At 66.8% G+C, this 12,045-nt stretch carries 11 protein-coding genes; 6 read left to right on the plus strand and 5 right to left on the minus strand.

The features are described 5' to 3' along the window. Positions 1-53: 53 nt before the first annotated feature. From lhgD to QOJ24_RS00435, 4 genes are read left to right on the plus strand one after another with little or no spacing between them, the layout of a single operon-like run. Entirely contained in the window at positions 54-1,286 is a 1,233-nt protein-coding gene (lhgD, locus tag QOJ24_RS00420; RefSeq protein ID WP_526258008.1) for an L-2-hydroxyglutarate dehydrogenase, read from the plus strand. A 4-nt stretch (positions 1,287-1,290) separates the two neighbouring features. After that, positions 1,291-2,187, plus strand: a complete 897-nt coding sequence (locus QOJ24_RS00425; RefSeq protein ID WP_526258010.1) for a dihydrodipicolinate synthase family protein — start codon at positions 1,291-1,293, stop codon at positions 2,185-2,187. 10 nt (positions 2,188-2,197) lie between these two features. Further along, a complete protein-coding gene (locus tag QOJ24_RS00430) occupies positions 2,198-2,986 on the plus strand; it encodes an SDR family oxidoreductase (RefSeq protein WP_526258012.1) in 789 nt (262 codons plus the stop codon). A gap of 10 nt (positions 2,987-2,996) precedes the next feature. Then, positions 2,997-3,833, plus strand: coding sequence for a fumarylacetoacetate hydrolase family protein (locus QOJ24_RS00435; protein WP_526258014.1), 837 nt, complete (start codon positions 2,997-2,999; stop codon positions 3,831-3,833). 8 nt (positions 3,834-3,841) lie between these two features. On the opposite strand, the gene pheT is transcribed toward QOJ24_RS00435, so the two are convergent. From pheT to QOJ24_RS00455, 4 genes are read right to left on the minus strand one after another with little or no spacing between them, the layout of a single operon-like run. After that, entirely contained in the window at positions 3,842-6,328 is a 2,487-nt protein-coding gene (gene pheT / locus QOJ24_RS00440; RefSeq protein WP_526258016.1) for a phenylalanine--tRNA ligase subunit beta, read from the minus strand. Further along, positions 6,328-7,371: a phenylalanine--tRNA ligase subunit alpha gene (gene pheS / locus QOJ24_RS00445; RefSeq protein WP_526258018.1), complete on the minus strand. Its 1,044-nt coding sequence runs from the start codon at positions 7,369-7,371 to the stop codon at positions 6,328-6,330. Before pheS ends, pheT begins: the two co-directional genes overlap by 1 nt. 7 nt (positions 7,372-7,378) lie before the next feature. Continuing rightward, positions 7,379-8,209: a rhomboid-like protein gene (locus QOJ24_RS00450; RefSeq protein WP_526258020.1), complete on the minus strand. Its 831-nt coding sequence runs from the start codon at positions 8,207-8,209 to the stop codon at positions 7,379-7,381. A gap of 10 nt (positions 8,210-8,219) precedes the next feature. Continuing rightward, positions 8,220-9,086: an adenylate/guanylate cyclase domain-containing protein gene (locus QOJ24_RS00455; protein WP_526258022.1), complete on the minus strand. Its 867-nt coding sequence runs from the start codon at positions 9,084-9,086 to the stop codon at positions 8,220-8,222. 98 nt (positions 9,087-9,184) lie between these two features. Between QOJ24_RS00455 and QOJ24_RS00460 the strand changes: the two genes are divergently transcribed. Both QOJ24_RS00460 and QOJ24_RS00465 read left to right on the plus strand, forming a co-directional pair. Further along, positions 9,185-10,216 carry an oxygenase MpaB family protein gene (locus tag QOJ24_RS00460; RefSeq protein ID WP_526258024.1) on the plus strand — a complete coding sequence of 344 codons (1,032 nt, stop codon included), beginning with the start codon at positions 9,185-9,187 and terminating at the stop codon, positions 10,214-10,216. A gap of 35 nt (positions 10,217-10,251) precedes the next feature. Continuing rightward, on the plus strand, positions 10,252-11,517 hold the full coding sequence (locus QOJ24_RS00465; RefSeq protein ID WP_526258026.1) for an acyl-CoA dehydrogenase family protein: 1,266 nt from the start codon (positions 10,252-10,254) through the stop codon (positions 11,515-11,517). On the opposite strand, the gene QOJ24_RS00470 is transcribed toward QOJ24_RS00465, so the two are convergent. Next, positions 11,507-11,911, minus strand: coding sequence for a hypothetical protein (locus QOJ24_RS00470; protein ID WP_526258028.1), 405 nt, complete (start codon positions 11,909-11,911; stop codon positions 11,507-11,509). The genes QOJ24_RS00465 and QOJ24_RS00470 overlap by 11 nt on opposite strands. Positions 11,912-12,045: the final 134 nt, after the last annotated feature.

Below are 12,045 nucleotides of genomic sequence, written 5' to 3' on the forward strand. Positions count from 1 at the left end.
CGGTACGCGACACAATGATAGTTCGACCTCGCCCCGCACTCGGGAGACGCAACGTGTCTAGCTCGCCTCGGCAACCGGTCACCGACCGGATCGCTGTTGTCGGTGGAGGCATCATCGGCGTGGCAGTAGCGCGCGAGCTTCTCAAACGTCGCCCCGGTGCGGACGTGACGCTGTTCGAGAAGGAGGACCGGCTCGCATCGCATCAAACCGGGCGCAACAGCGGCGTCGTGCACGCGGGCCTGTATTACGAGCCCGGCTCGCAGAAGGCGGTGCTGTGCCGCAGGGGCGTCGGCCTTCTCGAGGAGTTCTGCGAACAGCGAGGCATCCGCCGGATCGCCTGCGGAAAGGTTCTCGTGGCCCTCGACGAGGTCGAGCGCGCGCGCCTCGACAGCATCCGGCAGCGGGCACTGGCCAACCGTGTACCGGGTGTGGCGATCATCGGTCCCGAGCAGTTGCGCGAGCTGGAGCCGCGCGTGCGCGGCATTGCCGCCCTGCACTCGCCCTCGACGTCGATCGTCGACTACGGGGAGGTGACACAGGCGCTGGCCGCCGACGCGGTGGCAGATGGCGCGAAGTTGCTGCTCGGGCACGAAGTCGTCGGGCTGAGGACATCGGGCGCCGAGGTGGTCGTAACCGCCCGTAGTGCAGGCGATTCGGCGGAGACAGCCTTCGACCGGATCGTGGTCTGCGGTGGCCTGCAGAGCGACCGGCTCGCCGAGCTGGCGGGTGACGAATCCGACCCCGTCATCATGCCCTTCCGCGGCGAGTACTACGCGCTCAAACCCGAACGCCGCAAACTGGTCAACGGTTTGGTGTACCCGGTGCCTGATCCCCGCTACCCATTCCTCGGCGTGCACGTCACCCCGCGCGTCGACGGCGAGGTTCTCATCGGCCCCAACGCCGTACTCGCCCTGGCCCGGGAGGGTTACACCTGGGGCAGCATCTCGGTACCGGATGTGATGGAAGTGGCTCGCACGCCGGCGTTCTGGCGCTTCGCGCGCCGACACTGGCGCACCGGTCTGCGGGAGATGTACGGCTCGCTGAGCAAGCGACGGTTCGTCGCCGCCGCCCGCGCGTATGTGCCCGACATCGGCGACGACGACGTCGTGCCCGGGGTCGCAGGTATCCGTGCGCAGGCGCTCGACTCCGACGGTGGCCTTGTAGACGATTTCCGGATCACCGTCCGCGAGCGCGTCGTGCTGCTGCGCAACGCCCCGTCACCCGCGGCGACATCGTCGCTCGCGATCGCCGAACACATCGTGACGACAATGGCAGACGGATGGTGAACCGGTGACCCAGCCGCTGTCGCAAGGCCTTTGGGGAGTCCTGGCAACTCCCTTCGACGAAGCGCTCAATGTCGATCTCGACTCGTTGCAGAACGAGGTGACATCTTTTGCCGCCGACGGTTGCGACGGTCTCGTCGCGCTCGGGGTGTTCGGTGAGGCCGCGTCGCTGGACCCAGACGAAGCCGAAAGCGTGGCACGCACGGTCGCCTCGTCGACCGAACTGCCGTTTGTGCTCGGCCTGTCCGAGCGTGATTCCGACGCAGTCGTCGAGCAGGCGCGCCGCCTGCTCGACGAGGTGCCGCGGCCTCCCGTCGCGTTGATGGCGCAGATCGGCGACCCTGATCCGGCGATCGCCACCGCCTCGATGAAACGTCTGCACGACGCGACGGGAATCGGCGTTCTGATTCAGGACTACCCGGTCGTCTCCGGCGTCAGCGTCACCGACGACGAGGTCGTCGAAATCGTCTGCGCCTGCCCGTTCGCGGTCGGGGTGAAGTCTGAGGCGCCACCGACGTCCGTCGCGATCGCACACCTGGCCCCGAGGCTCAACGTGCCCGTGTTCGGCGGTCTCGGCGGCATCGGACTGCTTGACGAGTTGGCCGCGGGTTCAGCGGGTGCAATGACCGGATTCAGCCATCCCGCTGTTCTTCGTTCGGTGCTGGACGCGCACCGCGACGGAGACTTCGCGGCTGCCCGCAAAGCATGGGCGCCATGGCTTCCGCTCGCGAACTTCGAGGGTCAGCTGCGGGTGGGCTTGGCGATCCGCAAGGAGATACTGCACCGGCGAAAAGTCATCGCATACGGCGGCGTGCGGCGGCCTGCGATGTCGCTGCCGGCGACGCTGGTTCCGCTGCTCGAGCATCATCTGACGACCCTGCCCACCACCATCGCGACCCACTGAAGGAGCCTCAATGGATCTCGGCATCACCGGACGTACCGCCCTCGTGCTCGGCGCCAGCGGCGGGCTGGGCAGTGCGATCGCGGTGCGCCTGGCCGGCGAGGGCGCCAATGTCGCCGCCGCGGGCCGGTCCCCCGACAAGCTTTCCGACACCGTGAAACAGATCGAGGCCGCAGGCGTGAAATCCCTTGCGCTCGAGTGGGATCTGGGCGATCTCGATCCCGTGGACAGCCATGTCAGCGAGATCGAGAACGCCCTCGGGCCGGTGGACATCCTCGTGAACAACACCGGCGGACCGCCGCCCACGCCGGCTGCGGGTCAGGACGCCGACACCTGGCGTACCAGCTTCGAGCAGATGATCCTGTCGGTCATCGTCATCACCGACAGGGTGCTGCCGGGTATGCGCGAGCGGGGCTGGGGCCGCATCCTCACGTCGACATCGGGTGGAGCGCTCAGCCCGATCCCCAACCTCGCGATATCCAACACCCTGCGTGCCAGCCTGCACACCTGGTCGAAGACGCTGGCTGATGAGGTGGGCCGCGACGGCGTCACCTCCAACATCATCGTGCCCGGCCGCATCGAGACGGCCAGGACGAGATTCCTGGACGAGCGAAGAGCCGAACGCGAAGGCACGAGCAGCGACGACGTGATGGCGGCCAGTGCAAAGACGATGGCGCTCGGCCGATATGGCCGCCCAGAGGAATACGCGGACGTGGCGGCGTTCTTGTGCAGCGACCGGGCGTCGTATGTGACGGGGTCCGTGGTCCGCGTCGACGGCGGGCAGCTCAAGAGCGTCGTCTAGGAGTAGAACATTGCGCATCCGCACACTGGCCGATGGCGCCGCCTGCGTTGCACTGGCTGACGGCAGACTCGCTCGCGTCGACCACATACTCGACGACGCGCCGTCGGATCTGCTGTCGCTGCTGGCGGCCGGGACACTGGATGCACTGGCCGCCGCGGTCGCCGGTGGCGTTGACGACACCGCCTGCGTGGACCCTCAGTCGCCTATCGCCGCGCCGTGGACCAGGCCTCGCAAGATCCTCGGCATCGGGCTCAATTACGGTGCGCACGCCGGCGATCTCGGCGAGCAGGCGCCACGCACGTCGCCCGCCTCGTTCATCAAGGGCGACCACACCATCGTCGGCCCGGGCGAGCCCATCATCGTCCCACCCGGCATCGGCCGCGTCACCGCGGAAGCCGAGCTGGGACTCGTCATCGGGCGCACGTGCTTTCGGGTCGGTGTGGACGAAGCGATGTCGTACGTGGCCGGTGTGGTGCCGGTGCTCGACCAGACCGCGGAGGAGATTCTGCTGGAGAACCCGCGTTATCTGACTCGGGTGAAGAACTATCCGACGTTCTTCTCCTTCGGGCCGGAGCTGATAACGCTCGACGAGGTGCTGTCGCACGGTCCACTGTCTGGTCTGCGAGTGGCGACCGTGCACAACGGCGCGGTCCACCGCACGGACACCGTCGCGGGGATGACGTTCTCGCCCGCAGAGCTGCTCAGCTTCCACAGCCAGGTGATGCCGTTCTACCCCGGCGACATCCTGTCCACGGGAACGCCGGGCGCCGTGCCGATCGTGGCCGGCGACGTCGTGCGATGCGAGCTCGGTGACACGCTGGCGTCGCTCACCAATCCGGTGCGGTAACCCGATCGCTACCGACGCTGCTCGGCGCCGACTCGCTGCGCGGCGTTGGCAACCGCGGCGTCACGGGCAGCGCTGGCCTCGGCTTCGGTCAACGTGCGGTCCTCGGCGCGAAAGCGCAGCGCCAACGCGATCGACTTTCGTCCCTCGCCGATCTGCGGCCCGGTGTACACGTCGAACAGCCTGATGTCCTCGAGCAGCTCACCGGCGCCATCGCGAACCGCGTCGACGACGCTCTGCGCGGCGACCTCGGCGTCGACGACCAGCGCAACGTCCTGGAACACCGCGGGGAACGGCGACACCGCAGGAGCCGGCAGTCTCTGGGTGATCGGGAGGGCGTCGAGGTTCAGCTCCACAGCGCAGGTGCCCTTCGGCAGACCGGATCGCTCGATGACGGCGGGATGTAGTTGACCCGCGTGGCCGACGACGGTGTCACCGAACAACACCTCGGCGCATCGGCCGGGATGCCACGGCAGGTACTGCGCAGGGCGCAATGTCAGGTCGACACCCGCCGCGCGACCGATGATTCGGACGGCCTCGAACGCGTCGGTGGCGTGCACCGGTCGCCCTGGTCCCCACGGCCCGGGGGGTTCGCGCCGGCCTGTCAGCACCGCACCGACGTGCTCGGGTTGAATCGGCAGCGACGCGTCGAGCATCGCTATCTCGTCGTCGGTCGGCCTCCGGTCGGTCGGAATAAGCTCGACGGCGCGTGTCTGCGATGTCGGCTCGACCACCTGCTCGATGGCGAACAGCGCGGTGTCGACGGCTCCGCGGGAAACGTTGCGGGCCAGCGATTCCAACAGCCCCGGCAACAGGGTGGTGGCCAGTTGCGGACGATCGGCCTCGAGCGGGTTGAGTACGTGCGTGGCGGTCCGGCGCGGATCGTCGACCGGTAGGCCCCACTGGTCGAACACGCCTCCAGGCAGGAACGGGCTCGGCAGAATCTCTACATATCCGTTGAGCGCCAATGACTTTCCGACCGCACGGCGGCGCTTCTGCGCCGGGGTCAAGCCGCGCCCGGCCGGCGCCTGCGGTAGCACGGATGGGATGGTTTCCAGACCCTCGAGTCGCAGCACCTCCTCGACGAGGTCGGCAGGCTGCCGAAGGTCCGGACGCCAGCTCGGCGGCGTCGCGGTGATCAGCCCGCCGTCGTCGGTCACGTCTGCGCCGATCTGCGTGAGCCGTCGACTGGTGGTGCCCTCGGGGTAGTCCACACCCGCAGTTCGGTCCGGCAGGTCGGTGGGCATGCTGACCGGAGGCGGTGACCAGTCGGAACGCGGCGGATCGCCGCGCCAGTCAGTCAATGTGGGTTCGGCTGTGCCGCCTGCGATGTCGGCCAGCAACGCGGCGCACCGGTCGAGTGCGGCGACCGAGATGGCGGGGTCGACGGCGCGTTCGTAGCGGCGTCCCGCCTCGCTGTTGAGGTGCAGCCGCCGCTGAGTGCGCGACACCGATGCGGGATCCCACACCGCCGCCTCGAGCAGAACGTCGGTGGTGCTGTCGCGCACCTCGGTGGTGCCCGCGCCCATCACGCCGCCGATCGCCGCGGTCGCGACGTCGTCGACGATGAGTACGTCGCCTGGATCCAACGTGCGCGTGATGTCGTCGAGGGTGACCACCGTCTCCCCCGGCTCGGCGAACCGGACCCGGAAGCCACCGGTGATCAGGCTGCGGTCGTGGGCGTGCATCGGGTGCCCGAGCTCGAGCATCACGTAGTTCGTCACGTCGACGGCGGGCGAGATCGCCCGGATGCCGCTGAGTAACAGCCGCCGTTGCAGCCACCATGGCGACACTGCAGCCGGATCGATCCCGGTCACCGGCCGCAGCCCGAACCGCAGGACACCGGTGCCCGGCTCGATCGTCACCGGCAGCGCATCGCCATCGGCGGGTAACGGAGCGACGTCTGCGGGATCGACGTAGTCCAGGTCGTAGGCATTGGCGATTTCGCGGGCCATGCCGCGCAGCGAAAGGCAGTAGCCGCGGTCCGGCGTGATTGCCAGGTGGAACACCGTGTCGTCGAGCCCGAGCACATCGGCGGCGGGCGTCCCCGGCTCGGCGGTGCCCGGCGGTAACACAAGAATGCCGGAATGGTCGGTACCCAGGTTCAACTCGGCGGTCGAGCAGATCATCCCGTCGGACGTGCGGCCGTACGTCTTTCGCGCCGTGATGGTGAAGTCGCCCGGCAGTGTGGTTCCCGGCAATGCCACCACAACGAGATCCCCGGCGGCGAAGTTCGTTGCACCGCAAACGATATCGCGCGGTTCGGCTTCACCGACGTCGACCTTCACGGCACGGATCGGCTTCTTGAAGTCGGTGAGCTCCTCGATCTCGAGAACGCGGCCGACGGTGAGCGGACCGCTCACAGGGCCCACCGGGATGATCTCCTCGACCTCGTGGCCGATTCGGATCAGCGTGTTCTCGAGTTCGTCGACCGGCAAGTTCCAACCGGGTGCGCCTGCCGCGACGACGTCCCGCAGCCAGCTGTAGGGAAGTCGCATCAGGCGCCGACTCCGAACGGCAGCGAAAAACGGACGTCACCTTCGACCATGTCGCGCATGTCGGGAATGCCGTTGCGGAACTGCAGCGTGCGCTCCATACCCATGCCGAAAGCGAAGCCGGAGTAGATCTCGGGGTCGATGCCGCACGCGCGCAACACGTTCGGATTGACCATGCCGCAGCCGCCCCACTCGACGAAGCCGGGTCCGCCCTTCTTGTTCTCGAACCACACGTCCACCTCGGCGGACGGCTCGGTGAAGGGGAAGAAGTGCGGCCGGAATCGAGTGCGGGCCTGCGGTCCGAACTCCGAGCGGGCGAACGCGTCCAGCGTTCCGCGCAAGTTGGCCATCGTCAGCCCCTTGTCCACCGCAAGGCCTTCGACCTGGTGGAAGACCGGGGTGTGCGTGGCGTCGAGTTCGTCGGTGCGGAAGGTGCGGCCGATCGAGATGATGTAGACCGGCAGCTCGCGTTCCAGCAGTGCCCTGATCTGCACGGGCGACGTGTGCGTGCGCAGCACCTGCCGCGACCCGTCCGGCGCAACGTAGAAGGTGTCCTGCTCGCTGCGCGCCGGATGGTCGGGTGGGAAGTTGAGCGCGTCGAAGTTGAACTGTTCGGTCTCGACCTCGGGTCCTTCGGCCAGCTCCCAGCCCATCGCGACAAAGGTGTCGGCGATGTGTTCGGCCAGAATCGTGATCGGGTGACGGGCGCCGATGGGCTGACGTGTCGACGGCAGCGTCACGTCGATGCTCTCGGCGACCAGTACCGCGGCGTCGCGTTCGGCCCGCAGCACCTCGAGGCGCGCGTCGTAGCTGCGCTGGGCCTGAGAACGAACGACGTTCACCCGTTTGCCTGCGTCGGCCCGGTCGGCCTTCGGCAGCGATCCGAGCGCCTGCCGGGCCAACGCGAGTGGCGCGCGGTCGCCCAAGTGCTCCGTCTTGGCGCGCGCAAGGGCGTCCAGGTCCCCCGCCAGATCGAAGGCGTGTTCGGCCGCGCTGACCAGTTTGGCCAGCGCTTCCTCCGATAAATCTATGGGCTGATCAGCCACCCGGCGATCATAGGTGATTGGGTAGTGAGAGCGGCGTCACGTGAACGGTGGGGTCGCGCTGGGCGGCGGCCGATGGCGATGCAGGCCGACGAGCGCGTCTCCACAAGACCACAGCCTCCGCGAGCGCGGCACCGACAACACCCAGCCCGGAGGCGACAATGAGCGTAGGGGTGTTGTTGGCCAGCATCAGAAAGCCGAACGCCGATGCGACGACGAGCAGCAGACACCGCGTCGGAGTCCACCTCGCGGCTTGTCCGAAGCGGGTCGATGCGAGGACGCCGAGCACCAGCGCCGCCGCGTGACCCGCATCGGTGAAGTCCCTGTTGACGGCCACCACCGCCGCGGCCGCCGCGATCCACCAGCCCGTCCATGCGGGTCGAAACCGGCTCGGAATCGCTGCGCTGAGTGCGCCGAGGACCGCAGCGGCGCCGTAGCTCATCCCCACGTCGGTGACCCTGGTTACGTCCGTCGACAACCAGCCGAGCTCGACGGCCGCGGTGAGCCCGACGGCGACCAGAAGTGTCGCGCCGATATGGCCGATGGCGAACGCCACGACCAGACGACGGCTGCGCCACATCAGCTCGGCGAGCGCCATCAGGCACATCAGGCCGGGCAGCCAGACGTAGATAGGGCCGGCCTCGATGACGAACGCGCTGACGAACAGGGTGCCGAGGTGACCGTGGCTGAGGTTGTGCAGGTTCGTGCTGGCGTGGCTGATGACGCGGTTCTGCACCCGAGGACCGAGCGCCGCCAGAACGCCGGACACGCCGGTCAGAATCACCGCGTAGGCGACGGTGACACGGATTCGGGCCAGCGCCCGCAGCAAGCCGAACATCATCTCACCGCCACTATGCGTCGGCGATGTCGTCGCTCTCCTCGTCCTCGCCTGGCAACTCTCTGCGAGTTTTCACGCGATATACCACCAGATCCGTCGGCACCCCATCCTGCTTGGGCGAAAACACCTGCTTGCGAATCCGTTTGGCGGACAAGCCGAGGGCGTCGAAGTCGGCTTCGGGAATCCGGTCCATCGTGGCCCCCGAAACGATCAACCCGCCCCGGGTAGCACGCTCCATTACCCGGGCGGCGATGTTGACGTCGACGCCCAACCAGTCCGAGCCGATCCGCTGTGGTCTGCCAGTGTGCACACCGGCGCGCATCCGTGGTGTATATCCTTCGATCTCAACGTCTTTCACCGCGTCGAGGCTGGTGCGCACGGCACGAACCGCGGTCGCCGGATCGGCGAACACCGCCATGGTGCCGTCGCCCATCCTCTTGACGATATGACCGCCTGCTTCCAACAGCGGCGGTTCGACTGCCTGGGCGACCCGGCGAAGCAGCTTCAGCGTGGCGTCGTCGCCTGCCTTCAACGCCCAGGACGAGAACCCGACCATGTCCGTAAAGACCAGCGTGACCTCGCGATTGGCTGGTTTACCCGAGACGCGTTCGGTCAGCGCCTGCCAGACCTGCAATCCGGCGAGGCTGACCTCGCGGGATGCAGCGTCACGTTGCAACAGCCGGTCGGCCGCCCGCGCAGCCGCGCTCGGGCCGCCAACGCCTGCCGCCGACAACGGATCTCCGAAATCGGGATCACCGGGCAGTGCTCGGCGGGCTCGTCTGATGAATGCGACGACTCCGGGGCGGTGGTTCGTGCTCTTGAGCCAGTCGCGTGGTCGGGATGAGTTGCCGGACCGTTCACCGAACGATTCGACATCCATTGAGCAAGGTTAGATGCCCGCTCTTCAGCCGGGCAAACACCGTGCGACGCGCCCCGAAATAATGGACAACGCGCGTTGTCAAGCTTATCGTGAACTATGTGACGGTCAGCTCGAAGACGAGACGAACCAACCGATCCGATCCGCTCGGTCCGGACTCCCTGACCTGGAAATATTTCGGCGATCTGCGCACCGGAATGATGGGTGTGTGGATTGGAGCGCTGCAGAACATGTATCCCGAACTGGGCGCGGGCGTCGAGGAGCATTCCGTCCTGCTGCGGGAGCCGCTGCAGCGGGTGGCACGGTCGGTGTACCCGATCATGGGCGTCGTCTACGACGGCGATCGGGCGGCGCAGACCGGTCAGCAGATCAAGGGCTTCCACGCCACGATCAAGGGTGTCGACTCCGCCGGGCGGCGCTACCACGCGCTGAATCCCGAGACGTTCTACTGGGCCCATGCCACCTTCTTCATGTTGGTGATCAAGGTGGCCGACTACTTCTGCGGCGGACTGACCGAAGCAGACAAGCGACAGCTCTTCTCCGAGCACGTGCAGTGGTACGCGCAGTACGGCATGACCATGCGACCGGTTCCCCGGTCGTGGGAGGAGTTCTGCGAGTACTGGGACCGGGTCTGCAGCGAGGAATTGGAGATGAACCGCGCGACCCTCGACATCTTTTCGATCCGGATTCCCAAGCCGTGGTTCGTGCTGATGCCGACTCCGATCTGGGACCAGCTGTTCAAACCGATGGTCGCCGGACAGCGCTGGATCGCCGCGGGGTTGTTCGACCCTGTGGTGCGGGAGAAGGCCGGCATGCGCTGGAGCGGCGGCGACGAGGTTCTTCTGCGGCTGTTCGGCAAGCTCGTCGAGATGGCGTTCGTCGTCGTGCCCGACGAGATTCGGCTGCACCCGCGCGCGCTTGCCGCCTATCGCCGCGCGTCCGGACGCATCGCCGACGACGCGCCGCTGGTCGAGGCGCCCGCATTTCTGGGGCCGCCACGCGATCGCAGAGACTTGCCGATGCATTACGTGCCGCAGCGCAAAACGCTGCTCGACCGCGCCGGTTCACTGGTGCACACGACGTTTTCGCTGGCTGGCCTACGCCCGGCGCGAGGCCGAAGCACCGCGGCATGAGCGCTGCGCTCCTCACGTCCGCATAAGCTCTTGCCATGCTCGAATGGTCTGATGTCGACATCGCCGTGCGCGACGCCGTACGGGAGTTCGTAGACAAAGAGGTCCGCCCCCACGTCGACGCGCTGGAAAGCGGCGAGATGGAGCCCTACCCCATCATCCGCAAGCTTTTCACCACCTTCGGCATCGACGCGCTGGCACGCGATTCGCTGGACAAGCGACTGGCCCGGATGCGCGATGGCAACGAGAAGCCCGGTGGCGCGTCCGGTGGCATGTTCGGGGGCGACGGTGGGTCTGCAGGCATGGGGTTCGTGGTCGTCAGTGAGCTGTGTCGGGTCTGCATGGGTGTGGTGACCGGCATGGGAGTCAGCCTCGGCTTGACGGTGCCGACCATCGCAGGCCGCGGCACACTGGCGCAGCAGGAGCGTTGGCTGCCGGGTCTCGTCACCTACGAGAAGGTGGGTGCGTGGGCCATCACCGAACCCGACTCCGGCTCGGATGCCTTCGGCGGCATGAAGTCCTATGTGGTGCGCGATGGTGACGACTACATCCTCAACGGGCAGAAGACGTTCATCACCAACGGGCCCGATGCCGATGTGGTCGTGGTGTACGCCAAGTTGGACGAGGGCGACGGCGCCGACAAACGCGATCGCAAGGTGCTGACGTTCGTCCTGGACCGCGGCATGGAGGGCTTCGTCCAATCAAAGCCTTTGCGCAAGATGGGCATTCACAGCTCGCGCACCGGTGAGTTGTTCTTCAGCGATGTCCGGTTGGGCCGCGACCGACTTCTTGGTGAGACCGAAGGTGATCCCACCGATTCGGCCAGCGACGGCCGCGCTAGCGCGCGGTCGAATTTCTCCGCTGAGCGGATCGGGGTGGCCGCAATGGCGCTCGGCGTCATCGAAGAGTGCCTGAAGCTGTGCGTCGACTACGCCAAGGGCCGCAAACTGTGGGGTCAGGAGATCGCCCAGTTCCAGCTGATCCAGCTCAAGCTGGCGAACATGGAAGTAGCGCGAATCAATGTGCGCAACATGCTGTTCCGCGTGATCGAAGCGGCGCAGACCGGGTCTGCGATCTCGCTGCCCGAGGCGTCGGCCATCAAGTGGTACTGCTCGCAAGCGGCAACGGACGTCGCGATGGATGCCGTGCAACTGTTCGGCGGCAACGGGTACATGACGGAGTACCGTGTCGAGCAGCTGGCCCGCGACGCCAAATCGCTGATGATCTACGCGGGAAGCAATGAAGTGCAGATCACCCACGTGGCCCGGGGTCTGCTCAACGGTGGATCCTCAGCTATTCCTTGACGAGCTCGGACTTGACGGTGGCGGGCGGTCCCTCGGGACAGAGGTCCGCCAAGAACGTGTCTCCGTTGAAGTGAGCACCGTCGGTGGTCCACCAGACACCGTTGCCAGTCCGCGTACTGCCGTCCGCGCAGTTCGCCGAGGTAGGGACCGGGTCGGTCTGCCAGCGGTTCGACGCCGGGTCGAAGCGGTAGGCATAGTTGCCGCTTTGGAAACAATCGGGACCGCAGCTCCATGTGACCTGGATTCCCGGGTGGACCGCAATCTTCCCGTTGCTCGCAGTCAGCAGCTCCGTGTAGGCGCCTTCGGCGATCGGCGGTGTCTGTGCGCTGGCGGGTGCGGCCAGCACCAGACCTCCTGCCGCCGCAGCAACAGCGATCAGAGTGAATTTGAACATGATGCCCCCATCCTCGCGTCGACGCCCTTAGGGTCTCCCGATGAACGACGGCTGCCTTTGAATCTATCCGCTGAACGCGCAGCGTGGAGGAGTTTTAGCAAACTTGCCATGAGCCCGCTGAACGTCAGCTAGCT

It is taken from the genome of Mycobacterium sp., from assembly GCF_032159775.1.
Classification (GTDB): domain Bacteria; phylum Actinomycetota; class Actinomycetes; order Mycobacteriales; family Mycobacteriaceae; genus Mycobacterium.

Bases quoted from the DNA above. Each gene is read 5' to 3' on its own strand.
- QOJ24_RS00430 (WP_526258012.1), top strand. From the start codon at position 2,198: ATGGATCTCGGCATCACCGGACGTACCGCCCTCGTGCTCGGCGCCAGC.
- pheT (WP_526258016.1), bottom strand. From the start codon at position 6,328: ATGCGACTTCCCTACAGCTGGCTGCGGGACGTCGTCGCGGCAGGCGCA.
- QOJ24_RS00450 (WP_526258020.1), bottom strand. From the start codon at position 8,209: ATGATGTTCGGCTTGCTGCGGGCGCTGGCCCGAATCCGTGTCACCGTC.
- QOJ24_RS00455 (WP_526258022.1), bottom strand. From the start codon at position 9,086: ATGGATGTCGAATCGTTCGGTGAACGGTCCGGCAACTCATCCCGACCA.
- QOJ24_RS00465 (WP_526258026.1), top strand. From the start codon at position 10,252: ATGCTCGAATGGTCTGATGTCGACATCGCCGTGCGCGACGCCGTACGG.
- QOJ24_RS00470 (WP_526258028.1), bottom strand. From the start codon at position 11,911: ATGTTCAAATTCACTCTGATCGCTGTTGCTGCGGCGGCAGGAGGTCTG.